21 protein-coding genes and 2 tRNA genes are annotated in these 24,641 nt (G+C 60.9%); 17 read left to right on the top strand and 6 right to left on the bottom strand.

Going from position 1 to position 24,641, the window contains the following annotated elements; all coding sequences use genetic code 11:
- Window positions 1-3 precede the first annotated feature (3 nt).
- The 8 genes from NE850_RS22595 to NE850_RS22560 all read left to right on the top strand — a co-directional run bounded on the left by NE850_RS22595 (window position 4) and on the right by NE850_RS22560 (window position 9,096).
- On the top strand, window positions 4-1,641 hold the full coding sequence (locus NE850_RS22595) for a methionine--tRNA ligase (RefSeq protein ID WP_083772027.1): 1,638 nt from the start codon (window positions 4-6) through the stop codon (window positions 1,639-1,641).
- Window positions 1,634-2,764 (top strand): FAD-binding oxidoreductase, encoded by a 1,131-nt coding sequence (locus NE850_RS22590; protein ID WP_012431356.1) that lies wholly within the window; start codon window positions 1,634-1,636, stop codon window positions 2,762-2,764. The genes NE850_RS22595 and NE850_RS22590 overlap by 8 nt, the downstream gene beginning before the upstream one ends.
- 1,496 nt (window positions 2,765-4,260) lie before the next feature.
- Window positions 4,261-4,527 (top strand): hypothetical protein, encoded by a 267-nt coding sequence (locus NE850_RS22585; protein WP_134163151.1) that lies wholly within the window; start codon window positions 4,261-4,263, stop codon window positions 4,525-4,527.
- Complete coding sequence (locus NE850_RS22580) at window positions 4,524-5,087, top strand: Chromate resistance protein ChrB (protein WP_012431357.1); 564 nt, start codon at window positions 4,524-4,526, stop codon at window positions 5,085-5,087. The genes NE850_RS22585 and NE850_RS22580 overlap by 4 nt, the downstream gene beginning before the upstream one ends.
- Window positions 5,088-5,104: 17 nt before the next feature.
- Window positions 5,105-5,911, top strand: coding sequence for an endonuclease/exonuclease/phosphatase family protein (locus tag NE850_RS22575; protein ID WP_012431358.1), 807 nt, complete (start codon window positions 5,105-5,107; stop codon window positions 5,909-5,911).
- A gap of 107 nt (window positions 5,912-6,018) precedes the next feature.
- Window positions 6,019-7,281 carry an MFS transporter gene (locus NE850_RS22570; RefSeq protein WP_039364540.1) on the top strand — a complete coding sequence of 421 codons (1,263 nt, stop codon included), beginning with the start codon at window positions 6,019-6,021 and terminating at the stop codon, window positions 7,279-7,281.
- 7 nt (window positions 7,282-7,288) lie between these two features.
- Complete coding sequence (locus NE850_RS22565) at window positions 7,289-7,651, top strand: hypothetical protein (protein ID WP_039364538.1); 363 nt, start codon at window positions 7,289-7,291, stop codon at window positions 7,649-7,651.
- 863 nt (window positions 7,652-8,514) lie between these two features.
- On the top strand, window positions 8,515-9,096 hold the full coding sequence (locus NE850_RS22560) for a hypothetical protein (RefSeq protein WP_012431360.1): 582 nt from the start codon (window positions 8,515-8,517) through the stop codon (window positions 9,094-9,096).
- Window positions 9,097-10,223: 1,127 nt separating this feature from the next.
- On the opposite strand, the gene NE850_RS22555 is transcribed toward NE850_RS22560, so the two are convergent.
- On the bottom strand, window positions 10,224-11,210 hold the full coding sequence (locus NE850_RS22555; RefSeq protein WP_012431361.1) for a GTP-binding protein: 987 nt from the start codon (window positions 11,208-11,210) through the stop codon (window positions 10,224-10,226).
- Between the two features lie 101 nt (window positions 11,211-11,311).
- Here NE850_RS22555 and NE850_RS22550 point away from each other — a divergent pair, with 101 nt between their 5' ends.
- Genes NE850_RS22550 through NE850_RS22535 form a run of 4 tightly spaced genes read left to right on the top strand, consistent with a single transcriptional unit; the run spans window position 11,312 to window position 14,859 of the window.
- The gene (locus tag NE850_RS22550) at window positions 11,312-12,301 is read left to right on the top strand and encodes a metal ABC transporter solute-binding protein, Zn/Mn family (RefSeq protein ID WP_012431362.1); all 990 of its coding nucleotides are present in this window, start codon (window positions 11,312-11,314) and stop codon (window positions 12,299-12,301) included.
- A gap of 22 nt (window positions 12,302-12,323) precedes the next feature.
- Window positions 12,324-13,127 carry a metal ABC transporter ATP-binding protein gene (locus NE850_RS22545; protein ID WP_223274387.1) on the top strand — a complete coding sequence of 268 codons (804 nt, stop codon included), beginning with the start codon at window positions 12,324-12,326 and terminating at the stop codon, window positions 13,125-13,127.
- Window positions 13,124-14,044 (top strand): metal ABC transporter permease, encoded by a 921-nt coding sequence (locus NE850_RS22540; protein ID WP_012431364.1) that lies wholly within the window; start codon window positions 13,124-13,126, stop codon window positions 14,042-14,044. Before NE850_RS22545 ends, NE850_RS22540 begins: the two co-directional genes overlap by 4 nt.
- A gap of 2 nt (window positions 14,045-14,046) precedes the next feature.
- Window positions 14,047-14,859: a metal ABC transporter permease gene (locus NE850_RS22535; protein ID WP_012431365.1), complete on the top strand. Its 813-nt coding sequence runs from the start codon at window positions 14,047-14,049 to the stop codon at window positions 14,857-14,859.
- 383 nt (window positions 14,860-15,242) lie between these two features.
- Here the strand turns inward: NE850_RS22535 and NE850_RS22530 are convergent, their stop codons facing one another.
- On the bottom strand, window positions 15,243-15,434 hold the full coding sequence (locus NE850_RS22530; protein ID WP_012431366.1) for a hypothetical protein: 192 nt from the start codon (window positions 15,432-15,434) through the stop codon (window positions 15,243-15,245).
- A 284-nt stretch (window positions 15,435-15,718) separates the two neighbouring features.
- Window positions 15,719-15,803, bottom strand: a tRNA-Arg gene (locus NE850_RS22525).
- 338 nt (window positions 15,804-16,141) lie between these two features.
- On the opposite strand from NE850_RS22525, the gene NE850_RS22520 reads away from it, so the two are divergent.
- Window positions 16,142-16,288, top strand: coding sequence for a hypothetical protein (locus NE850_RS22520; protein WP_012431367.1), 147 nt, complete (start codon window positions 16,142-16,144; stop codon window positions 16,286-16,288).
- Window positions 16,285-17,022 carry a hypothetical protein gene (locus tag NE850_RS22515; protein ID WP_012431368.1) on the top strand — a complete coding sequence of 246 codons (738 nt, stop codon included), beginning with the start codon at window positions 16,285-16,287 and terminating at the stop codon, window positions 17,020-17,022. Before NE850_RS22520 ends, NE850_RS22515 begins: the two co-directional genes overlap by 4 nt.
- An 894-nt stretch (window positions 17,023-17,916) precedes the next feature.
- Here the strand turns inward: NE850_RS22515 and NE850_RS22510 are convergent.
- Entirely contained in the window at window positions 17,917-19,113 is a 1,197-nt protein-coding gene (locus tag NE850_RS22510; RefSeq protein ID WP_106352133.1) for a Fic family protein, read from the bottom strand.
- A 306-nt stretch (window positions 19,114-19,419) separates the two neighbouring features.
- Window positions 19,420-19,495 (bottom strand) — tRNA-Lys (locus NE850_RS22505).
- Between the two features lie 203 nt (window positions 19,496-19,698).
- Between NE850_RS22505 and NE850_RS22500 the strand changes: the two genes are divergently transcribed.
- Together NE850_RS22500 and NE850_RS22495 are read left to right on the top strand one after the other, a co-directional pair.
- Window positions 19,699-20,103, top strand: a complete 405-nt coding sequence (locus NE850_RS22500; protein WP_007179723.1) for a PaaI family thioesterase — start codon at window positions 19,699-19,701, stop codon at window positions 20,101-20,103.
- A gap of 39 nt (window positions 20,104-20,142) precedes the next feature.
- Window positions 20,143-21,021 carry a patatin-like phospholipase family protein gene (locus NE850_RS22495; protein WP_007179722.1) on the top strand — a complete coding sequence of 293 codons (879 nt, stop codon included), beginning with the start codon at window positions 20,143-20,145 and terminating at the stop codon, window positions 21,019-21,021.
- An 82-nt stretch (window positions 21,022-21,103) separates the two neighbouring features.
- On the opposite strand, the gene NE850_RS22490 is transcribed toward NE850_RS22495, so the two are convergent.
- Entirely contained in the window at window positions 21,104-22,117 is a 1,014-nt protein-coding gene (locus tag NE850_RS22490) for a D-2-hydroxyacid dehydrogenase family protein (protein ID WP_035518441.1), read from the bottom strand.
- A 380-nt stretch (window positions 22,118-22,497) separates the two neighbouring features.
- Between NE850_RS22490 and NE850_RS22485 the strand changes: the two genes are divergently transcribed.
- Window positions 22,498-24,354, top strand: a complete 1,857-nt coding sequence (locus NE850_RS22485) for a phosphoenolpyruvate carboxykinase (GTP) (RefSeq protein ID WP_310699424.1) — start codon at window positions 22,498-22,500, stop codon at window positions 24,352-24,354.
- Window positions 24,355-24,641: the final 287 nt, after the last annotated feature.

Here is a 24,641-nt window from a genome sequence, read left to right as displayed (position 1 = left end):
CACATGGACGCTACTGTGATCTCTTCAGCGCGGAAGTTCTTTCTGATGCCCATACCGCCGACACCGAACGGCCGGCTGCACCTCGGCCATATCGCCGGGCCTTATCTGCGGATGGACATGTTGTGCCGCTATCTTCGCAGTCAAGGTCATCATGTGCGCGTCGTGTCCGCCGTTGATGGCTTCGACTCGTACGTGCTCTGGAAGGGACTACAGGAGACCCGCCCGCCGGAGGAAGTCTGTCGTGACTATCACGCGCAGATTGCCCGCGATCTGGCGGCGCTCGACATCGAAGTCGACGATTTTCTCGATCTGGTGCAAGGGTCGCATGCACCTAGCCACGCCAATACCGCACGGCGCGCTGTCGAGATGCTTGTGGCGAGCGGTCATACCGATACCATCGTCGAGAAGGTGCTGTACAGCCGCGCGACCGGCCGGTACCTCGTGGGCGCATGGCTGACAGGCCAATGCCCGCAGTGCGAAGCCCCGGCGGCCGGTTATTTTTGCGAGGCCTGCGGTGCCCACTTTCGCCCTGAGTCGATGCTCAATCCCGGACCGCGGATGGGCGATGCTGATCTGGAATGGCGTGAGACGGAAAACATCTTCCTGCGCGTGCCGGATGAAGCGGAACTCCTACGACGGCTGCAATGCGCCGGTGCGCCCGAGAAGTTCATCGCAGTGGTGCTGCGGTTTTTAGCGCGCGAGCGTGGCCTGGTCAGGCTGACCGCGCCTGGTGATTGGGGCGTCGCCTGGCCAGCGGACCGGTGGGGCAATCCCCGAGTCCTGTTCGAGGCGGGGTGGGAGTACGGCTTGACGTGCGGCGAGCGCTACGCTCAGATGGAGGGCGGTGACGCTCATCCGATGGCCCGCGGCAGCGATGTGACGACGTTGGTCAGCTTTGGCATCGACAATGCCGTCCTGCTGCTGGCGGGCTCGGTGGCGGTAATGAATGCATTGCCGGAGCGTCAGCCGTTCGATCACGTGTTGACGAACTACTTCTATAACCTTCAGGGTTCCAAGTTTTCGACTAGCAGGCTGCATGTGGTTTGGGCTGCCGATATCGTCGACATGACGCCTGCGTCGAGCGATGCAGTACGTTGCTTTCTGGCTCGCGAAAGTCCGGAGGAGCAGACGAGCAACTTCGACGTGGGCGACTTTATCCGCTTCGTCAACGACGACCTGGCAGGCACGATGCAAGCGCGGATCGACGCTGCGTGGGAGACGCTGGCGCGAAGTCCCCAGCGCGAGTGGTCCATGTCGGCTTCAATGGCTGGGCGATTCGAGGCGTCGTCAAGTGCGTTGGATCACGCGTTCCGGCTCGATGCCGTCTCCGCGCGCGCTGCATGTGCCGTGCTGCTTGCATGGGATGGCCTGCCACAGGTCGATCTTGGGAATCCAGAGGAGGCGTACGGTTGGCTCAAAGGCCTCGCGTACTTTGCCGCACCGATCATGCCCCGTCTGTCTTCCGAACTGTGGCGCGCGCTTGGACATGAAGGAATGCCGTTGCGGCGCGAGGTGCGTTGCGTGTCGACACCGCATATGCAAGGCAACTGCCGCGCATGGTTCTCACCGCTGTCGCTGGAATCGCTCAGTCCATGCTTGCCGGCCGGCCTTTCGCTCGCCGGAGTGGCAAGCCATGCGTGAGACAGCCGACGTCGTGGTGATAGGTGGCGGCTCGACCGGAAGCAGCGTCGCGTGGCATCTCGCGCGGGCCGGTTTGACGGTAAGGTTGCTGGAGCGCGGGACAATCGCATCCGGCTCGTCCGGCGATTCTCCAGGCATTGTCCGTCAGTACTATCCGAACCCCGCGCTGGCTCGACTCGCGGCGCGTGGCTTGCGGATTTACCGGCAATGGGCCGAGATGTTCGACGGCGAGTGCGGCTACCAGCGTACTGGTTTTCTGACAGGCGTGACACAAGCCGAGTGGGGACGTACCTGTGTGCAGGTGCATCAGCAGCAATCGGACGGTATCGGCGTGGCGCTCTACTCACCGACGCAGATGCGAGCTTTAATCGCCGACCTCCAGGTCGACGGTCTCGCTGGCGCCGTATACGAGCAGGATGCGGGCTACTGCGACGCACGCGCAACAGCGCAATCTTTCGCGCAGGGCGCGCAGCGGTTCGGCGCGGTCATCGACGAGCACCGCACCGCGTGCCGGATTCACACGCTCAATGGGCGGGTAACCGGCGTGGAAACCGATCGCGGCCGGATCGACGCCGCCGTCCTGGTCAATGCTGCAGGCCCCTGGGCGGCGTCTCTCGCTGCGACTTGCGGCGCCGATCTGCCCATTACCGCATCGAGACAAGGCGTGGCCATCTGCAGGATCGAGGCGCAGGCGGAAGAAGCGCAACTGCCTGGGTATAGCGAAAGGAAACACGGTTTCTACCTGCGGCCGGATAGCCCTGGCATTTATATGATCGGCTCCCTCGCTCCGGACGACAGTGGACCGGTCGATCCTGACGCGCATCGCCCCCAGATGGGTGGCGATGTGAGCCGGCGATATTGCGAACGCGCCGCGCAGCGATTTTCCCGGCTTTCGGATGCGTCGCCGGTTGGCAGCAGGGTGTCATTTTTTGACGATACCCCGGATGGGAACCCGATCGTGGGAGTTGATCCGCGCGTCGATGGGCTGATTGTTGCCGCGGGTTTGTCGGGACACGGATTCAAATTCGCGCCGGTATTTGGACAGGAAATCGCTGCATTGATCGCCGGAGGAAAAATGCATGCTGATCTCGATCAGTTTGAAGTTAGCCGATTTCTCGACTAACGCTGGCCGGTGCCGTTGAGGTTGTGACTATCGAATCAGCTAACTTCGCGCGACAGATTGCGTTTCCTCGGAACGCAGCGACCGCGGGAGAGATCGCTGTGGATCATCGTGCGGAATGTCCGCTAGGCGGTATCTGGAGGTCCGTTGCGGGTTGATCCGAGCCATTTGCATCTACCAATGAAGGTGTTCGCAACTTGGAGCGTTGGCGGAGCAGCGTGTGGTCATGAGTTTTCCGAGGACTACGATAGTGGGGTATTTTCCGTCGAAGTCCCCGCTCACTTCTGGTCATTCGTCTGATGGCTAGGACGGTATTCTCAGCACAAAACGTTACTAAAGAATCCGTCATTGAAATCAAGTGTTTGGCGCTCGGTAATATCACCGCATATAGATAATTTCCTCGCCCGTTGCAGTGGCTTCCGCTACCTCAGACCGCAAATGGTTGTCCGTCCGGACCGGCCTTCGGCGGGATAGCTGGCGTCCGGATGGCCGGCTGCCGCCCAGACGTGCCTGCGGTACTTCCCGCAGGCATCGACGCCATTTCAGCCAGGCGCTGGTGCGTGCGAACGGCCGCCCAAGCGGACGACGGACGGTGAGCATGCCGCTTGACCATGCCAGCCGGACGAGGCTTCAGTCGGACTTCAGGAGGATTCCACTTCGACATAGCGACTCGTATGTACAGCCGCCGAGCTGAACAGGGCAGGAAACGCAGCTGACAGTAGAAGCAGCAGGGCAACGCAGCGGTACAAGGCATTCTCCTTCAGACGCCGGCCATCTTACCGCGTCGGGCAACGCTGCCCGGTGCCGACACAGGATCCATTACATCCGTGGCGGAAGTGGCGATCAAGAATGGCGCGATCAATCATCCACGAATTCGTTGGCGCGGGAATCGGCGTGCCGACCTGACGGCGGTTTTCCCGGGCGAAGAAGGCGGGTTCTCCAGCCTTGCCCCGTTGGATAGCCTTGTCGATGATCGCGTCACCGAATGCTTGGCGCAGACTCGACACCCATGCGGCGATTTCCGGCGTTGGATGCGTCCAGGCTGGCCGTTGCCATGACGCCCGAAGGCGCATCGAAAAAAGTCAACCTGACGAATAGCGATCAGCCAGTCAGCCAGCGAGCGTACTTCCGCACGCTTCCAGGCGTCTCCGGTGCGCCGAGGTTCTTGCGGGTTGTTGTTTCCATTGCTCGATGTCTTTCTGCAACCGCGTTGCGAGGTGCAGAAACTCCCGATATTCCGTTTCCTGCCCATGCTGGAACTGGTCCACAAGGGTCTCCCCGTGGACATCCGCTGCTGTGGCGCCCTCTGCGAAGCGGCTCAGCCGCCACTTCACGTCCGATGCTGGACGCTCGGGCAGAGGCTATAGCCAGGGCCATACGGCCGGCCGCGCCTATGGGAGAACAGGAAGGCCCCGTGGGGAAGATGCCGACCTCCCGCCGATTTCAGGAGGCGCCGCCCTCCCGCCCGGATGGACGTGGAGGGGCTTCGGAGCATGGCAATGATCCACTCCATTGTGGATATGCTTGTAACCGTAGTAACAAAAAAAGTGAAATATTTTTTTCTGCTGAGCAGTTCCACCAGCTGGCCATGGAGGCTGCAAATTCCGGTAATTCGTGCTGCCACGGCGGCTCTCCGCCATGGTCCATCCTTTGATGGTCCTGAACAACCGGGGAAATTGTCATGTCACAAAAATTTTCGAGATAAGTTACCGTTCTGCCCGTTCTATTGTAATGTAACGATGGTTACTTTAGAATCGTCGGCATGAACACTCAGAACTGGTTACTCCTGACCTACAAGGTGCCCGCCGAACCCGCCAGGAAACGCGTTGCGCTCTGGCGCAAGCTCAAGGGCATGGGTGCGGTCTATCTGCAAAGCGGCGTCTGCCTGCTGCCCAGGACGGACGACCATATCCGCCGCCTCAAGATCATCGAAAACGAGATCGACGGGATGTCGGGCGAGTCTGTCCTGCTCGAGACCGTCGCCCTCGATCGGGGGCAGGAGGAAAAGGTCGTCGGCCGCTTCAAGGCGGATCGCAACGAGGAGTACGTCGAATTCCTCGACAAGTGCAGGGATTTCGAGGCGGAGATTGCGAAAGAGACTGCAGACAGCCACTTCACCTATGCGGAGCTTGAGGAAAACGACGTCGATTTCAGGAAGCTCGAGTCGTGGCTGGAGAAGATCGTGAAGCTCGACTTCTACGGCGCGCCCCTGGCTGCCGAAGCCGCCACACGGCTGAAGGAATGCGAAGCGTTGCTCGACACCTATGCCCAGCGTGTTTTCGAGGCACACGACGAAAACCACCTCACGCCACCCCGACCGCAATAACAAACAGCAGGCTCGCCATGACCACATTGACCGTTCTTACCTACAACACCCTGTTCGCCGGCCGCGACGGCGGCGATGATCGCCGCGCGCAGGCTCAGGTCGGGCTGATCAACGATCTTCGGCCCGACGTCTTCCTGATGCAGGAAGCAAAGGGCTTCGATGCGAACGGCGGTGCGTGGCTCCACGCGCTCGAACAGCAGATTGCCATGCGCGGCTTTCTGGCTGTTGCACCGCGCACTGGCCAGAACATCGCCATCTTCATTCGCGAGCCGCTGCGCCCGTTGGGCTTCGAGGCCGACGGTGCAAACTTCCATCACACGCTCGCGACACTGCGGGTCGCGGTCCCCGGCAGCGAACTGCCCGTCACCTTCATCAGCGCCCATCTGTGCCCGAACGGGCCGGAGATTCGCCGCCGGGAAGCCGCCTATCTGGCTGTCCATGCTGCCCCCGAGCGACTGACGCTCGTCACGGGTGACTTCAATTCCGCTTCGCCGCATGACTCCGAGCCGGAGGACTGGGCCGCACTTGCGCCGCACCACCGTGCCCGCTATGTGGCCGACGACCTGCAGGGCATCGACCGCAGCGTGCTCGCGCATCTGGAAGCGGCCGGCTGGGTCGACCTCGGCCAGGAACTGGACGCGGCCGGTGTCCCGACGGTTCCCACAGCGGCCTACCGCGATGCCGAGTTCGCCACCATGCGCTGCGACTACCTGCTGGCGTCCAGCGGGCTCGCCGCGAAGGCCCGCAGTTATCAGGTCATCCGCAACAGCATCACCGACACGGCCTCCGACCATTACCCCGTGCTCGCGACATTCGAGTTGTAGTCATGGGCAGGCACGAGGGCCACGACCGCCAGGATCGCCACCTACCGTATCTGATGCCGCTGACTCCACGTGTCGGTAGCGAACAGGCGAAGAGAAGGGATCACGACATGAGTGAAAACAACGAAGTCGCTGCGACTGCAGTACCCGCCGAGTCGCCAAAAAATTGGCTTAACCGCACCGTGGCGGGCGCGGGGATTACGAGTGCGCTTGGCGATTTCTGCTATGAGACAACGACTGTTATCCTGCCCGGCTTTCTGGCCGTACTCGGCGTTCCAGCCGCCATGCTGGGCATCATCGAAGGCATTGCCGATGCCGTGGCCGCATTCACGAAGATGGTCTCGGGCTACATCGCCGACCGGCTGGGGCATCGCAAGCTGCTGGTTTTGCTCGGCTATGGCCTGACACCGGTCGGACAGGTGCTGATCGCGCTGGCGGCGGGCTGGCCCTTGCTGCTGCTTGGACGCATCGTGTCGTGGTTTGGCAAGGGACTGCGCGGCCCGCTGCGCGATGCGATCGTGATTCAGGCCGTGTCGCCGGCAACGCGCGGCCGGGCGTTCGGCTTTCACCGGGCGGCCGATACGATCGGTGCCGTGCTCGGCCCGTTGCTCGGCGTCGCGTTGCTGGGCTGGGCAAAGGCATTGCCCTGGCTCGGCGCCACAGGCCCGTTCCGTCTGGCCCTGTGGGCCTCGGTGATTCCAGGCGTGCTGGCCGTGCTGGCGTTTCTGACACTGGTCAGGGACCCAGAGCGTTCGTCGAATCCGGCGCTCAGATTTTTCAGCTCGCTGCGCACCTTGCCACGGCGGTTCAGGCGCTATCTCGGGGCCGTTGGCATTTTCGGCATCGGCGATTTCTCCCACAGCCTGCTGATTCTGGCCGCGACGACCCTGCTCACACCGAGACTCGGCACGATCGAGGCCGCACAGGTGGCGGGCCTGCTTTACGTGTGGCGCAATGTCGTTCAGGTTGCGGTCTCGTATCCGGTGGGCGTGGCAGCCGACCGGACCGGCCATCTCCCCGTGCTGGTTGCGGGGTACGTGCTGGGCGCGCTCACGGCAGCGCTGATGGCGCTCGCGTTCTGGTGGCACATCGACAGCGTGCCTTTGCTGGCAGGTATTTTTCTGGTCGCCGGGCTGTATGTCGCCGTGCAGGAAGCGCTGGAATCGACGGTCACTGCGGAAATGGTCCAGCCCGATACGCTCGCCATCAGCTATGGTGCGCTCGGCACCGTGAACGGTACGACAAAATTCGTTTCAAGCGCGATCGTCGGCACGGTATGGACAGCCGCCACCCCAATGCTTGGCTTCGCGCTGGCGGCTGTGCTGATGATCGCCGGAACCATCGCGCTCGCCCGCCTGGAAAGACGGGCATGACGGCATTGTGTCTTCGACGGTAGGGTGCATCGGGAATTTCGATTTTTGCGGCAAAGACCCGAGCCTGATCGATACATATCGCCGAGCACAGGTAATTTGGAAGTCGAACGCGAAGCCGTCGGCCTTTCGAATCCGCTGGTTCGGACAGCGCAGCTATGAGCTTCAACTGCTCCACATTGTCGTGCTCGGCATCTTGCATGAATACGTAACGCGCCAGTACGTCGGGCTGTATGCGAAGCCGCTCTGGCTGGTGTTTTATCTGGCCGCCGCCGCACTTGTCGCCCAAATCGTCTTCCGATATTTCTCCGAGCCCCTCAACAGGTTGTTCAGGCGCGGCGTTCTACATTCGTCCGCCGGATATGTGCGCTAGTGAGAGGTTGTTAGTTTCAGTCACGGGCCCCACATGCGTCTGTCCGCCATGTAGCGACCCGGCGAGGTCCCAGGTGCCTTGCCGAATATGGTCACAAAGCTGCGGCACGCTCATAATCCAGGTCGTCCACGCGCTGCTTCGCCGAAGTGCCGGTGCCCAGTTATTTCAGCGCAAGCAGGAAGTGGAGTTGCTGGCGAGAGCGAACAAAACACACGCCTCTCTCCTGATTGAGAAGACGTGCCAACATGCTTTCGCACCGGTCAGCATGCCGCGGTCGCGTCTGGCTCGTGCCGCAGCAGGAAGGATCGCCCATAAACAAACATCGTGACGATATTGCGAAGCCGGGTTTCGGGCGGCATTAGCATATGAAAATTGTCGATAGGTGTTACTGCGATGGGACGGCAGTAGCGTCCCACATGCCAGTCCCTGTTGGCGTCTGCTATGAGTGCGGGCGCACTTGCGGGGCGGATTATCAACTCACGCAGCGATGGTGCCGCGGAAAGCACACGCAGCAGTCCGACGGAACATTGATAGCTACGCTCGGTCGACAAAGACGGCATAGCATTTAATCATGGCAAGGACAGTGATTTTGCGCCGATGCCATCCACTCGAATTTCCGAGCCGTCATTTTCTGTCCTTTTGGAAGTTCCCAAAGTAAATGAATCTTGGTGTCTGGTCGGCAAAGCAGGTTCACCTTTGGGAAATCTTTGCGCATTTCCTTTTCCCTACACACAAAAATTCTCGACGGTATTCTCGCTGGTTATCATCATTTCGATATGCGTTACGTATATATTTTTAATAACCCACGCGCCATTTTTTACCGAATATGCCTAAATCTGGAAGTAATACTGTCGTAAACCGGTATGCAGTTCATCGAAAACCCAGATAGTGAGGTGCTTGTGAAATTTCTGTTTTCGGCAGTAGCTCTTGCCGCGCTTCCTCCCGTCGCAGCCTTTGCGCAGCAGTCGTCGAATCCTGCTGAATCGACCGACCAGCAGGTTCACGTGACCGTCAAGGTTACGTCTTCGTTCTACGGGTCGTTCACGCAGGAAAAGGATGTAGATATTCGGCAAACGGCGACATTCAGTAATCTATCCGGTGTCCATAAATCGATGAAGTATGATGGCCCCTGCACGCTGAACCCCGCACCTCGCGACATCCACGACGGAGTTGTGGTGAAGATCACACCGTTGCTGTACTCGAAGAACGGTCAGGTCGGGTTCGAGCAGGACGTTGCCGCAAGCAAGCTCCTCGGGTATCACGACTTCAACTCGGGCAAGTGCGGGAATATCTCCGAGGCGTCATGGGCGAGTGATTCTGACGGCTCTAGCGTGCTGGACCGCGTTGGTCAGCCGCTACAGATTCTGCACCAGGTAAATGATGCGAACGGCGCGCACCGGGATCTGGACGTGTCAGTCATTTTCACTCCGGTCACGGCTCGCTGAAAATCTCACGATGTGCGAAACGGGGCAGCGCAAGCGCTGCCCCATAGAATCCGCACGATCGCGTGTCTTTCGAAGCGCGGACTTTTGATTAATTTGTTTCAGCTCGGTAAGTCCACTCCCCACCTCGTAGCTCGCCGTCGTGCTTTTCCATACGTGCATCCTACAGGCAATCCGTCCTTGCCGTGGCTGCACGAAGTCAGGACGGCGGTCTGCGCTCATGACGTGCTCATGTCGCAGGATCGGCACAGTCCTCATCACCTGCCGGGTGAAACGCCTTCCGTCCCGAGCCTGCGTCGTCGCCGCCAGGAAGGTCCGGCATCCGTGCGTCTCGTCGCGTGAGCCACCCCGTTGACAGCAAGGGTGGCTTGGGTCTGACTGATGACGGCAGGCGCGACCAGGACGTCAACGTGTAGCGATGACCACACACCATCTTTCTCAGCGGAAACCATGCCGGCAATCAGTCGACAGGACGTGGAGGTTATCCACAGATGGTTGTGGCTAACTCCTGTACATCACCTTGGCTAACTGTGGGCGGAATCTGCATAACCTGTCGTTTGTTCTGCGCCCCGTAAACTTATCCTTGGCTCATGTTCGATGTTCCCAAAGAATCCTCAGAGTTCTAAAGTTCCTAAAACCTTGATTCACAGCGATTATTCGCGGTTTTCCACATAATAAAGGCGGCCTTGTTAACTGCTACTACGTTTACATCTATATGATGAAAGCTGTAAACGATAGTGGGCCTATTCAGCGTTGGACGACACGGCCGAGCTCAGCGATCCGTTCAGACTGCATCCCGAAATAAGACCTGGTGGACAACTTTTTCGGAGCCCTGACCCGCGCAGCGACTTCGGGTCATCGTTCGGACGGCCAACGGGACGTGGAGCGAAACCGACGAAGGCATCCCGGCCTTGGGAAGCTGCCCGACGGACGGTGCGCGGCCGGTCTGGCGAGATATCAGGATGCGCATGCTGGCCGCCCTTGACGGTTTGCGGATCAGTATCATCACCTCGCTCCCCTGTGGCGCATGCCTCGTCTCGCTGATACGGAGTGCGCGGGCTTAAGGTCTGTTGGCTGGCACGCTACCCGCATGACCGATGGACCACCGGTCTCCCGGCGAGCCGTCCGATCTACACGCAACCGTCGAGCCCCGCCTTGAAGACTTCTACCGGGAGCTGTTTGCCGATGAAAACGATCTTCGTTTCGCGGCGCTCGTCCGCCCGCCACGGTGTGCCCAGGTCGGCGCCGAAGATCATGTGGACGCCCTGGAAGACAAGGCGCCGGTCGGCCCCCGCGACGTTCAGCACGCCCTTGTAGCGCAGCATCGACGTACCGTAGATCGTCACGATGGTGCTGAAGAAGGCTTCGAGTTTTTCCTGGTCGAGCGGCGCGGTGTTGCGGTAGACGAACGACGTCACGTCGTCATCGTGCGTGTGCGAAACGTCCTGCAGGAAGTCCGGCTCGATCTCGACGATCGCATCGAGGTCGAAACTGCGGGTGTCCAGCAGCTGGGTGAGATCGGTCTTGCCAAAGTGTGACTCGCGGATGGGCGCGCGCGGGTTCATCTGTCGCAGCCGCTGCATCAGCGCCTGGGTTTGGGCTTCGCCGGCGAGGTCCGCTTTCGAGACCAGGATACGGTCGGCGAACCCGACCTGTTCCTGGGCTTCATGATGCTCGTCGAGCTGGTCGGCACCGTGGCGGGCGTCAACGACGGTGACGATGGCGTCGAGCAGGTACCGCTCCTGCACGGCCTCGTCGGCGAAGAAAGTCTGGGCAACGGGTGCGGGATCGGCAAGACCCGTGGTCTCCACAATCACACGGTCGAAGCCGAGTTCACCCGCGTCCCGCCGGGCCGCAAGCGTCGAGAGGATCCGCACGAGGTCGCCGCGCACGGTGCAGCAGATGCAGCCGTTGTTCATCTCGATGATCTGCTCGTTGCCGTCCTGGACCAGCAGTTCGTTGTCGATGCCGGCTTCGCCGAATTCGTTCTCGATGACGGCAACCCGGCCACCATGGTGCTCGGTAAGAATCCGGTTGAGCAGGGTGGTTTTGCCGGCACCCAGGAAACCGGTGAGGATGGTGACGGGGATACGCGACAGTTCGGCGGGGGCTTGCATGGTAGCTCCTGGACTCGTGAGAGTTAAAAAGTGTTCTCTGTATATGTAATGTTATATCATTTCATTTAGGTGGCCATAACCCCTGACGAAAGGAAAACCAGATGAAAGAAAACCACGAGATCGATGCGAATATGACCCGGCGTCACCTGTTGCACGCGACTGCGGCGAAGGCCCGGATACCGGCCCTTTCCCACGCGGTGATCGCTGCAGCCGTACTTCTTGGCTGTGTCAACACGGCGTCGGCGGCCCCGGCCGTGATCAAGGCGATCGGCGTCGAGAACGAATATGCGGATGTCATTTCGCAGATTGGTGGCCAGTACGTCCAGGTGACGGCGATCGAGACGGATCCGAACACCGATCCGCATACGTTCGAGGTCAACCCGAAGGTAGCAGGCGAAATCGCGTCCGCTGACCTTGTGGTCAAGAACGGCGTCGGATACGACGCCTGGGCCGACAAGATCATCGCAGCGGCACCGAATGCCAGACGCAAGGTGATCGACGTCCAGCACCTGCTCGGTCTGTCCGACAGCACGCCGAACCCGCATCTGTGGTACGACCCGAAGACGATGCCGGCCGTCGCAAAGGAGATTGCGGCGGACCTTGCCGCGCTGGATCCAGCGCAGGCGGGCTACTTCCAGGCCAACGCGAAGAAGTTCGATGCGTCGCTCAAGCCCTGGCTTGCGGCGATTGCTGCGTTCAAGGCCCATCACGCGGGTACTCCCGTTGCCGTGACGGAGCCCGTTGCGGACTACATGCTGGAGGCGGCAGGCATCGACATCCAGACGCCCTACAGCATGCAGGCGGCCATCATGAACGGCACCGACCCGTCGCCGCAGGACGTGACGAAGCAGAACGCCCTGTTCACGGACCACAAGGTGAAGGTGTTCGTCTATAACCAGCAGGTCACGGATGCACTCACGCAGTCGTTCCTTGCGCTGGCGAAGAAGAATGGCATCCCGGTCGTGGGTGTCTACGAGACCATGCCGACACCGGGCTTCACGTACCAGTCGTGGATGGTGGCTGAGGTCAACGCCCTCGACAGGGCTGTGACAGGCAAGGGGTCGACCGAAGTGCTGCACGCAGGGAAATAACGGCATGTGTCACGGGAGTGAGGTGCTGGTTGTCGAGGGTGTGAGTGTCTCGTTCCCCGGGCATACCGTTCTGCATGGCGTGGGTTTTACCATGGAGGCGGGCCAGTTCTGCGGGCTGATCGGGTCGAATGGATCGGGCAAGACGACCCTCCTGCGCACGATCCTCGGATTCCAGAAGCCCGATGCGGGCCGTATCCGCATCAACGGAGCGGGCGGTCGGGCATCCATCGGCTATGTGCCGCAGCAGATCGTGCTGGACCCGTACCTGCCGCTGCGGGCCCGCGACCTGGTTGCCCTGGGCCTTGACGGGCGACGTATCGGGCTGCCGCTGCCTTCGCGCAGGCGCCGCGAGGCAGTCGAGTCAACACTGCAGGCGGTGGAGGCCCAGTCCTTCGCCGACCAGCGTATGGGCGACCTCTCCGGTGGCCAGCAGCAGCGGGTACTGATCGGACATGCGCTGATTCGCAAACCGCGCCTGCTGCTGCTTGACGAGCCGCTTGCCAGCCTCGACGTGCGCAGCGTCGCGGGCATTGTCGGGCTGCTGCACCGGTTGTGCGTGGAACAGGGGATTGCCGTGCTGCTGTCGGCTCACGACATGAACCCGCTGCTGCCGGTGATGGACCGCATCGTGTATCTCGCCAACGGACATGCGGCGAGCGGGTCCACGCAGGAGGTGGTGCGCAGCGAGGTGCTGGGCAGGCTGTACGGCTACCACATCGATGTCGTCCGGGTGCATGGCCGTGTGCTCGTCATCGCAGCGGGCAGTCCGGATAAAAGCCGTGCGCAGCACCCGCACGATCCCGTTCATGTGGCGCGGATTCCATGACGGTCGCGGACATTTTCTTCACATCGATTGTCGGGCCAGGTTTCCTGACGAGCGGTCCCGTGCATACGGCGATCGTAGTGGGCGGCGGTGCGGCGCTCGTGTCGGCCGTGATCGGTGTCTTTACGGTGATGCGGGGGCAGTCCTTTGCCGGGCATGCGCTCGCGGATGTGAGTAGCGCAGGCGGCGCGGCATCGTTCCTGCTGGGCGTCAATCCGCTGCTGGGTTTTCTCGTCATGGCGGTGCTGGCGGCCACGGGTATGGAGCTGGTACGGATCCGGCGGGCGCGTGAGCGCGATCTCGTGACCGGCGTCGTGCTCGGTGCGGGGCTGGGGCTGACTGCGCTCTTCCTGTATCTCGATGTCACCTCGCACAGCACGACGGGTGCCGCCATCACGGTGATGTTCGGTTCGATGTTTGCCATTCCCGCGTCAATCATCGCGCCGGCGCTTGCCGTCGGGGCCGGTTCGCTGATCCTGATTGCAGCGCTCTACCGCCCGTTGCTGCTAAGTTCAGTCGATCCCGAACTCGCTGCTGTCCAGGGCGTCCATGTACGGCTCGTGAGCCTGCTGCATCTGCTCGCCCTGGCACTGGCGGTTTCGCTCTCCGCCATTACGGTGGGTGCCATCCTGTCGACCGCGCTGCTGATCGGACCGGCAGCGATTGCGCTGCGCATGGTGAAGCGCCCGGGATGGGCGGTCCTCCTGTCCGCGCTGATCGGGCTGCTCGTGACCTGGCTTGGCATCCTGCTCGCTTGGGACAGCTACTACTGGACGCCGGGCCACGGCTGGCCGGTGAGCTTCTTTGTGGTCACACTCATTTTTGTGTTCTATGTCGCCGCTGGCTGGTGGACGCGGAACACCGGGCGCGGCCGGGACGTGAACACCGGGTTCGGCGCGCCCTCACAGGCGGAGGTCTGACGATGTTCGCGAGCTTCATGATCAATACCTGGCTCGTGGCGACGATCGTGGCTGTGGTCGCGGGCTGCGTTGGCTTCTTCGTGGTGGTCAGGGGCGCGTCGTTCGCAGCGCATGCGTTGCCGCTCGGTACGTTTCCGGGCGCGGCGGCGGCGAGCCTGCTGGGCGTCAATCCACTCGTGGGCCTGGTCATGGCCGCTGCTGCTGGTGTCGTGGGCATCGCCTGGCTGGGGCGCCGCGGCCGGCATGAGGTGGCGACAGCCCTGTGTCTTATGATGCTGCTGGGTCTCGGCGCGCTATTTTTAAGCACGACAACCGAGTACTCGCAGGCGGTCTATGCGCTGCTCTTCGGTGAAGTACTGGGCGTGAGCGACAGCGATCTGCTGGCAGTCGCACTGATCAGCGCGGCGTGTCTGGTGCTCGTCGCGTTGCTGTTCCGTCCGCTGCTGCTCGGCTCGGTGTCGGCCGAACTGATCGAGGCGCAGGGGGTATCGAGCCAGTGGGTCGAATTCGCGTTTCTCGCTATCCTGGCGCTCGCCACAGCCATGGCATTGCCCGTAGTGGGTGCCCTGCTGGTGTTCAGTCTGATGGTGGGGCCGGCGTGTGCCGCCCGGTCGTGCTGTAGCCGTCCAGGACCTGCGGTATTCCTTTCTGTCGTGTTTTCGCTCGTGACCGTCTGGGTTGCCATCGCACTGTCGTATGTGTCGGACTGGCCGGTCGGCTTCTTCGTCGGCGCGATGGGCGCGATGTTATATGGACTGGGCTGGGCATGGACACGGGCGCAACGACCGGCCGCTCGCGTCGTTGTTCGCTTTTAGGCGTGTTTCCGACTGTTCGGATATGCCGTTCACGTTGCCGCATCCAGTATCCGGGGACGCGAAGGTACGCAACATGTGCCAATGGTGACAATCTTTCGAATTGCCGATGCGAACGGCTCGAAGTGGTCGGCTTACTACCTGATGCGGCAGCCCGAGGTCGACCCGTTACGGTCGTTCGATCCCGTCTGACCAAAGCGGCGCTTATGGGGTATAAGGGCCAGTCGGCGTCGACCAGCGTAAACGGATTGCGCGACATGCGGCATTTTTAAGCCATTGACCGCCACGCCGCTAACCGAACGATAGGACGGGGCGCACAACGTCAAGGAAAGTAGGGTAGCGTAAAAAAACCGGCTCGCGTGAGCCGGGTTCTATGCACTGTCGTGTTACGACGCGCTCGCGCCTCCCAGCCAATTCTCGGGGACGGGGATGTTCCAGTCCCGCAGGTGGTCCGCGCCGCAATCTAGCAGCAGATCAAGCGCTTCATCGTCCGCACTCGCTGTGTCGATGCCCAGCTCTTCGCCGGCCACGCGCAGCGCTTCGGCTCTCGCCTCGGCCTTGCGTTTAGCATTGCTCATTTTCAGTATCCTCAGCAAGGACGGCAGTCTGCTCACGCTGCTGAATGCGACCGTCACGGGAAAGCGGGAGGTCCGGGTTCATGTTACCGGTTCGCCGCTCACGGAGCGCGGGTTTTTCGGCTGAATACGCCTCACGCACATCGAAAAACTGGAACGCGACTGCGCGGCCGGCACTTTCGAGGTATTCGGGCTGGCCAAGACACGTACATGGAAGGTTCGGGAGGAGTAAACCGCAAAGGGCCCTGTCAGGAGAACACAAAATGCTCACTTGACAGGGCCCTTTGCGGAAGGGATGGGATTCGAACCCACGACAGGCTTTCACCTGTACCAGCTTCGCAGGCTGGCACCATAAACCACTCGGACACCCTTGGAGACTCACAGCGAAGTGACAGTCTCGAAAGGATTGGGGGAACACTATCACAATCGCATAACCATGTCAATAGTCTGAATGCATGGCATTCGGGCGCGCGAGGCAGGGTCCATGCCCTGAAGGGGGCTGACGCCCCCGGAACGGGCCCGGACGGAGGAAAACTGGGCGTTCGTGAACTAACTCGGTGGGCCTATAAACTAGATAAAATATGAATTATTTTTTTAATTTCAACTACTTATAAAGGAATCGAATGTATATTGCGTGCACCTCCATCTAGAAAGAAGTTTGTGGGATAGTTAAAAATTCGCTGTGTGTCCCAGTTCCGGTTGAGGCTCCCATGAGCGAACTAATCAAAACGATTGCTGAATCCATTGAACTCCTGGCGGACAAGTCCGCCGCCCTTATGCCGCTGTTGCAGATCATCGCCATCATCATTGCGCTGGTGGTGATTGGACTCATGGTGACGCATGGGAGCAAGGGATGAAGGTGAAACCGTGGTCAAAGATGCCCGTCGATTGGTGCGGGGACGAACGGCTCAAGAGCTTTACGTGGCGCACGGAGAGGGCGGCGGGCACGGCGGCGCTGATGCTGTATTTCGTCATCTGTCACCTCGCCTCCGAGGCAAAACATCAGCTCAAAGACCTGGTGACTAGGGTGCCAGCCGATCCTTCGCTGTCTCCCGCCGAGGATACGGTTGCACATCTCACCTACGACGATTTTGAGGTGATGGCGGGGCTGTCAAGAAAACTGGTCTCAAACGGGCTGTCGGTCCTCGTCGAGAAACGGATGATCGAACGTCTGGGAAACGCCAGGGCGAGTGACTATGCGCTGCTTGGATCGTCACACAGGCAATTTGCCAAGCTGCCCGGGAAAGCGCTGGTTTCCGGCGGTGGCGACAGTTTCCGACCGCTGGTACAGATGCACCTTCGCAGCCGGTGCGAGCTGGACGCGCTCAAGCTCTACTACTACTACGCGTTCATCCGCGACCGGAGTCACCTGTACTCGGAGGCCGCGTTCGAGACGATTTTTGAAAAAACCGGCGTTTCTGAACGCAACATTCCCGCAGCGAATGCACTCCTGGTGGCTACACAATTTCTGGCCCGGATCGATCCCGGTTCGGGGGCAGGCTTTCGGAAGCGAAAAGCGGGGGCGAACTGTTACTACCTGACCGGCTACACGAGTTTCCCGGATACCCGAGCGGTGGCGGAAGATCAATAAAGGGAAGGGCATGAGGCGCCGTCAGGAGGTGTGGGTAGCCAACTAAGAACGGCCCGTTTCGGCAGCGGCCAGCCGTTTGAACGTCTCCGCTGTCCGGATGATGAACGTCTGGAACTGGCCGGGCTGGGACACGTGCGACATCTGGCCCGACGTCAGTCGCACAAACGTTGCCACGTAGTAGCACGACTGTGGCGCCAGCCGCACTTTGAAAATCGATCACTACAGGGTGGCACAAACCCGCCGCTGAAAGGCGTACCGGGGTGTACTGCTCCGGTGCCGCCCGTGCGTGGACGCACGGGCGCGGGCAATCACCCCAGATAGCTTGCCCGCAGATGCGTGCCGCAAACGCCTAGATGCGTAGTGCGAAGCCGCACGAAAAGCAATCCAGAGGGCACCATCATGGGCGCGCTTCACCAAGGGCCATGCGTCCCAACTCGCCTTTGTCGCCTGTTCTGCGCTATGTCCCGATTGTCACTGCCGGAGTCAGCCGCGCGGCCTTCCTGCCCGCGGTTCCGCAGCGCACTCCTGCTGCTGGCGTGCCCGGCGCTGGTCGCGCTGGCTGGCTGCCCGTCGGCCGCGATCAGTGTCAAGATCAAGCCCGCACAACTGTTATTCCGTCCGTGACAATTGATCCCGTCGCCCGCGGCGGCGACAGCCTACTTAGCTAGCTGCCATTTGAGGTGTCCCCCGGAAAAAAGGGGCTGATGGCAATCGAGGCCTTCGAGCTTCTTTTCCAGTATGCGAAGGTCACGGCGACGCGTCATTCCACGAGCATCGTCGCCGTGGAGGCAGAAGGCGAGGAACTGATCAAGATCGCCGACCTATTACGAAAGGGGCCGCAGACGCCAGCGACCGAAGCCCAAGCTTGTGTAGCCAGTTTGGCCGCAGGGCGACCTAGTCGGCGGTCGCGTTGGGCGCGGGGAGGGGATCAGTACCCTCGCCGAGAATGGCGAGATACCGGCGATAACCGAACACGCGCCCGCGTCGCCGACCGGTCACTTCCTCCACAACGCCAAGCCGCTCGAGATCGGCAAGTGCAGCGTTGATGGTCGGGGCCGATAGCCCCGTACGATCAACGAGAATGTTTGCGGTAAGGAACGGATTTTCCTGCAGGAGATCATGAACGCGTAGCGCCGATCCCGCACGGTCGCTTTCGGTCGTGATGCGTTCCCGATCTTCCTTGAACAGGCTGACGATCCGTGTAGCGGCTTCGAATGCCTGATTAGCCGTTTCCGCAACGCCGGTGAGGAAAAACTCGAGCCAAGGTTCCCAGGCCCCGCGTTCGCGAACTTCCTGAAGGAGCCGGTAGTAATCCGCGCGATGTGTCTTGAGATACAGGCTGAGATATAGCAGCGGGGACCGCAACACCCCGTGGACGTTGAGGTAAAGAGTAACAAGCAGGCGACCGATCCGGCCATTGCCATCAAGGAACGGATGAATGGTCTCGAACTGTACATGGAGGAGTCCGGCCCTGATAAGTGCGGGTAGACGTGTGCCTTCATCGTGCATAAATTTTTCGAGCGCATCCAGGCAGTGGCTCAATTCGTTGACTGGTGGGGGCACGTACAGCGCATTTCCCGGGCGGGTACCGCCAATCCAGTTCTGTGATCTCCTGAATTCCCCTGGGCTCTTGGTCCCGCCACGACCACCTTGCAACAGGCGGGCGTGCATCTCGCGAATCAGGCGAAGTGACAGGGGTAGATCACGCAGCCTGTCCAGACCGTACATCATCGCGTCCACGTAGTTCGAGACTTCGCGGATATCGTCGACCGGTTGACCAGCCTGCGCCTCAGTCTCGAAGCGCAGAAGATCCGTTAGGGTGGACTGCGTACCTTCGATCTGCGACGACAAAACGGCTTCCTTACGTACGTACATGTAGAGGAAGAGCTCTTGGCGGGGGAGAAGCATTGTGATGCCGTCCAGTCGCCCCAGCGCGCGCTCGGCAAGACTTAGCTTGTCCAGCAGGCTCATGACATCGATGGGCGGTTCGGGAGGCAGGCGTGGCGGGACGAAGGCACGTATGGTCTCCCCGCCGACGGTAGTCTGCACAAAGCGACCGAGTCGGGAATGTGTCGTCGTTTCATCAGTCATGGGCGGATTATCGCCGTCGGATGCTAATTAAACAATGGACGCCTGACTTAATTAACGGGGGGGCTAATGTAAGTGGCCTTAAATAGGCGGCACTGGACGCGGATGGACAGCTATTGACTCGCGCGCCAGATAGGAGCAAGCGGGCAGGACATGTGCGTGTCCGAAAGGCGGGAGTCAGGATGCGGGTTTGGTTGAACCCGTTGACCCTTTGAAGGGGTATTTTTGGGCCGTTGAACCTTTGTTGAACCTTTGCCGGATTTCGGGCAAAGAAAAAGGGCTTAGCATTCGCTAAGCCCTTGAATTCTTTGGTGGGGCGTGAGTGACTCGAACACTCGACCTACGGATTAAGAGTCCGCTGCTCTACCAACTGAGCTAACGCCCCCAACAGAAGCGAAATTATGCAGAAATTTTTCGGACTTGCCAAGTCCCCTTAGCAGATTTCTTAAAAAAATTTGCATCGACGGCCTCGAGGCGTTCCTCGGTACGCGCTCTGTCGTGAAAAAAGCGCTGCCTGTATCGTCCCGGTATCATGTCGCGGACGCCTTGCTGCGCGAACTCTCGCGCGGTTTTCGACCGGGGATTGCCATGGATGACAAAGAGATTATCGAATTGCTCGACCGCATCCTCGCGCCGTGGGTCCGTGCCCTCACGCTGACGCCGGTCAAGGTCGATGAAGAAAGCGCCACGCTGCGACTGCCGTTTTCGGGCGGACTGCGTCATGCGGGCGGCGTGATCTGCGGCCAGGTCTTCATGGCTGCAGCAGACACGGCGATGATCGTCGCTATTTCGGCCGCGCTCGGCGGCTTCAAGCCGATGAGCACGGTCTCGCTCAACATCAATTTCATGCGCACGGTGCGCAAGGGCGATGTACTGATCACCGCCCGGGTGCTGCGCATGGGCCGCAACCTGGTGTTCGGTGAGGTCGAACTCTTCGACGAATCCGGCAACATGGCCGTCCACGCCACCACGACCTACGCACTGCTCGACTAGAACGACGGGCCAGAGACCCGCATTAGAGGAAAAATCAGGATGTTCGATCAGGTCGTATTCGCCGGCGGCGGCAATCGCTGCTGGTGGCAGGCGGGTTTCTGGGATGTAGTGCAGCCGGAGTTGCGGATCCGGCCGCGCGTAATCACCGGCATTTCGGCCGGCGCCGCCACCGCGTGCATGCTCTACACGCGCGATTCCGACTGGGTAATGCGTTATTACGAGGACGCTCTGCGTCACAACACCCGCAACGCCTACTGGGGCAACCTGCTGCGTAGAGAGTCAGTGTTTCCGCATTACCGCATCTACCGTCAGGCACTGCTCGACATCTACGGCGAGAAGTTTTCAACGCTCGCCGACGCGCCGGAAATCCGCATCGGCGTGTCACATCTGCCGCGCTGGCTCGGTGCGCGCAGCGCGGTGGCCGCCGGCCTGATCGCGTACAACATCGAAAAGTACGTGCGCAAGACGCTGCATCCCACGCTCGGTCAGACGCTCGGCTTTCATCCCGAGTTCGTGCGCGCGCAGGACTGCGCGAACGTCGAGGATCTGGCGGATCTGATCCTGCAATCGTCGAGTACGCCGCCCTTCACGCCGGTTCTGCGGCGCAACGGCCGGCCGGTGCTGGACGGCGGGATGGTCGACAACGTACCGGTCGGCGCGCTCGACGCCGAGGCGCCGGGCTACGTGCTGGTAATGGTCACGCGCCTCTATCCGCGTCCGCAGATGTTCGTCGTGCCGCACGGTGTACAGCAACGGCTCTATGTGCAGCCGTCGCGCAAAGTGCCGATTTCCAGCTGGGATTACACAAGTCCCTCGCAGATGGTTCACGCTTACAACCTCGGCCGCGCCGATGGCGAGACCTTCCTCGAACGCATGCCCGATCTGCTGGAAGCCGGCGCGCACGAAGCGGCGCGCTGAACTGCGCACCGGCGGTGCGAATCCTCACGGTGACGAGCGGCGCGCCCGCAGAAACTCGCTCGCCAAAGAAAGAGCCGGGCGCTTAGCGCCGGCGGCCGCCCTGCAACGCTTCCGGATTAGCCACGCTGGCCGAATCGCCAGCATCGAAAGCCAGAATGTTATTGAACGCGGCGGTGAAGTACTGCTCGTAGCTCTCCCGTTCCACATAGCCGATATGCGGCGTGCAGATCACGTTTTCCATACGCAGCAGGCTGTAGCCCTGCAGAATCGGCTCGCTTTCATAGACATCGATGGCGACCATCCCCGGGCGATTGTGCGACAGTGCATTCACCAGCGCGTTCTCGTCGAGCAATTCGGCCCGGCTCGTATTCACGAGCAGCGCGGTGGGCTTCATCCGCATCAGGTCTTCCTGTTTGACGATGCCGCGCGTGTCGTCGTGCAGGCGCAAATGTAGCGACAGCACGTCGCTCTGCTCGAACAATGCCTCGCGGCTCTCCGCCACGCCGTAACCGTCGGCGCGAGCAGCTTCGCGCGAATGCTCGCGACCCCAGATCAGCACGTTCATGCCGAATGCCTTGCCGTATCCGGCGAGCAGTTGACCGATCTTGCCGTAACCCCAAATCCCGAGCGTCTGCCCTCGCAACACCTGGCCCAAGCCGAAATTCGGCGGCAGCGCGGACGTCTTCAGGCCAGACTGCTGCCAGGCTCCCTGCTTAAGGTTTGCTACGTATTGCGGAATCCGCCGTTGGGCCGCCATGATGAGAGCCCACGTCAACTCGGCGGGCGCGAACGGTGAACCGGTGCCTTCCAGCACGGCAATGCCGCGCTCGGTACAAGCCGCCAGATCGATGTGGCTCGAGACCTTGCCGGTTTGGCTGATCATGCGCAAACGCGGCAATTTGTCGAGCAGTTGTGAGGTGATGCGCGTGCGTTCGCGAATCAGGACGAGAGCATCGACTTCGGAAAGGCGGCTTGCCAGTTGGCCGAGACCGCGGACGGTGTTGTTGAAAACCTTGACCTCATGGTCGGCCAGCAATTGAAAGCAGTCGAGCTTGCGAACGGCGTCCTGGTAATCGTCGAGGATGGCAATCTTCATGGTATGTGTCTTGCGCCGCACCTTGGTGGTGCGGAACGGAATGTTATGCTGACTGTCCCACCATGTGACCCAGGTCACATGCCGGTCTGGCTGAATGCCTTACCGTAGCAGCTACCGCACAGAATGAACGGAAGCGCACGGCAAGGCCGATTGACATCGTTTTTAACAGTTTGTTGCGTGTTGAGGCAAGCCGCTTTACAGACGGTTGCAGAAGCCCCGTCGGCTGGACTCTCCGTTCAACAGGCTGTGTGGCCCGGAATGACCTGCACAATCGCGCGTCGGGTGGCTGGAACCCCGGCGTGAAGAATTGAACGCCTCTCGCATGCAGCGTCGCTGGGCTTGTACCGTTTTTTTATTGCTTTCAAAACGGAGACAAGTCGATGAACCATCCCTCATTCGAAGGGCAGCCCACTATCGAGGCGCCCGCGTGGGTCAAAAACCGAAAACTGGTCGACTGGGTGCAGCGCGTCGCTGCCATGACCAAGCCGGACAGAATCGTCTGGTGCGACGGCTCGCAGGAGGAATACGACCGGCTTTGCGCGCAGATGGTCGAAGCGGGCACACTCAAAAAACTCAACCCCGTGAAGCGTCCCAACTCTTATCTGGCATGGTCCGACCCGTCCGACGTGGCGCGCGTCGAAGATCGCACCTTCATCTGCTCGCAGCGACGCGAGGACGCGGGCCCCACCAACAACTGGGTCGCGCCGGCCGAGATGCGCTCGACCCTCGATGGCCTGTTCGACGGCGCCATGCGCGGCCGCACCATGTATGTGGTGCCGTTTTCGATGGGGCCGCTCGGTTCGCCGATCGCGCACATTGGCGTGGAATTGAGCGATAGCCCCTACGTTGTCACCAACATGCGCATCATGACGCGCATGGGCCGAAAGGTATGCGACGTGCTGGGCGAAGACGGCGAGTTCGTGCCGTGCGTCCACTCGGTAGGCGCGCCGCTCGCGGCGGGTGAGAAAGACGTGCCGTGGCCGTGCAACACAACCAAATACATCGTCCACTTTCCTGAAGCGCGCGAAATCTGGAGCTACGGCTCGGGCTATGGTGGCAATGCGCTGCTCGGCAAGAAGTGTTTCGCGCTGCGCATCGCGTCGACTATGGGCCGCGACGAAGGCTGGCTGGCCGAGCACATGCTGATTCTCGGCGTGACTTCGCCGGAAGGACGCAAGCATCATGTCGCGGCGGCGTTTCCGTCGGCGTGCGGCAAGACCAATTTTGCGATGCTGATTCCGCCGGAAGGCCTGAACGGCTGGAAAATCTCCACGATCGGCGACGATATCGCGTGGATCAAACCGGGCAAGGACGGCCGCCTGTACGCGATCAATCCGGAAGCCGGCTACTTCGGCGTGGCGCCGGGCACGAGCGAAAAGACCAACTTCAACGCAATGGCCACGTTGAAGGAAAACGTGATCTTCACGAACGTCGCGCTGACCGACGATGGCGACGTCTGGTGGGAAGGCATGACGGATGAACCGCCGGCGCACCTGATCGACTGGCAGGGCAAGGACTGGACGCCGGCCGGCGCGAAGGAAAGCGGCCGCAAGGCGGCGCACCCGAACGCGCGCTTTACGGCGCCGGCCTCGCAATGCCCGTCTATCGACGCCGACTGGGAAAACCCGGCGGGCGTAGCGATCGACGCTTTCATCTTCGGCGGGCGCCGTTCCACCACCGTGCCGCTCGTCACCGAAGCGCGCAACTGGGTGGAAGGCGTCTACATGGCGGCCACTATGGGCTCGGAGACCACCGCCGCCGCCGCCGGCCAGCAGGGCGTGGTGCGCCGCGACCCGTTCGCGATGCTGCCGTTCTGCGGCTACAACATGAGCGACTACTTCGGCCATTGGCTGAAGACGGGTGAGCGTCTGGCGCAACTCGGTGCGAAGCTGCCGAAAATCTTCTGCGTCAACTGGTTCCGCAAGGGCGCGGACGGCAAGTTCGTCTGGCCGGGCTTCGGCGAAAACATGCGGGTGCTGAGCTGGATGGTCGGCCGGGTCGAAGGCTCCGCTCAAGGTGAGGAACATGCATTCGGCGTGTCGCCGCACTATGAAGACATTGACTGGAGCGGGCTGAACTTCAGCCGCGAGCAGTTTGAGCAGGTGATTTCCGTAGACGACGCCGCCTGGCGCGACGAGCTCGCGCTGCACGCCGAGCTGTTTGACACATTGCAGCACGGCTTGCCGCCGGCGCTAACCCAGGCCAAACGCGCGCTGGAAGGAAAACTTGCCGCCTGATCAGGTGAGTATTCACTTCGCATAAAAAGCCGCCTTCGGGCGGTTTTTCTTTTTTGGGCGCCACGCGGCGATTTTTTCCGATTCCGCAACGCCCGCGCGACCCTCACCTCTGTTCGAGCAAAAAAGGTTCTGCAAGCTGCGTTGCGGCAGATTGTTTCTTTTTGCGGAACAATTGGTGGTCGTACCCCATGTTACGCCACACAGTCGCACAAATATTGACAATATTTCCGCTTTGGCGGGCAACTTACACACGATTTCGCGAGTCGTAGGAGAATTCCAAGTTAGCT

It is taken from the genome of Paraburkholderia sp. USG1 (assembly GCF_031570135.1).
GTDB classification, from domain to species: Bacteria; Pseudomonadota; Gammaproteobacteria; order Burkholderiales; family Burkholderiaceae; genus Paraburkholderia; species Paraburkholderia dioscoreae.
The sequence above is the reverse complement of the archived record's forward strand: the minus strand, read 5'-3'. Positions and strand labels throughout refer to the sequence as shown.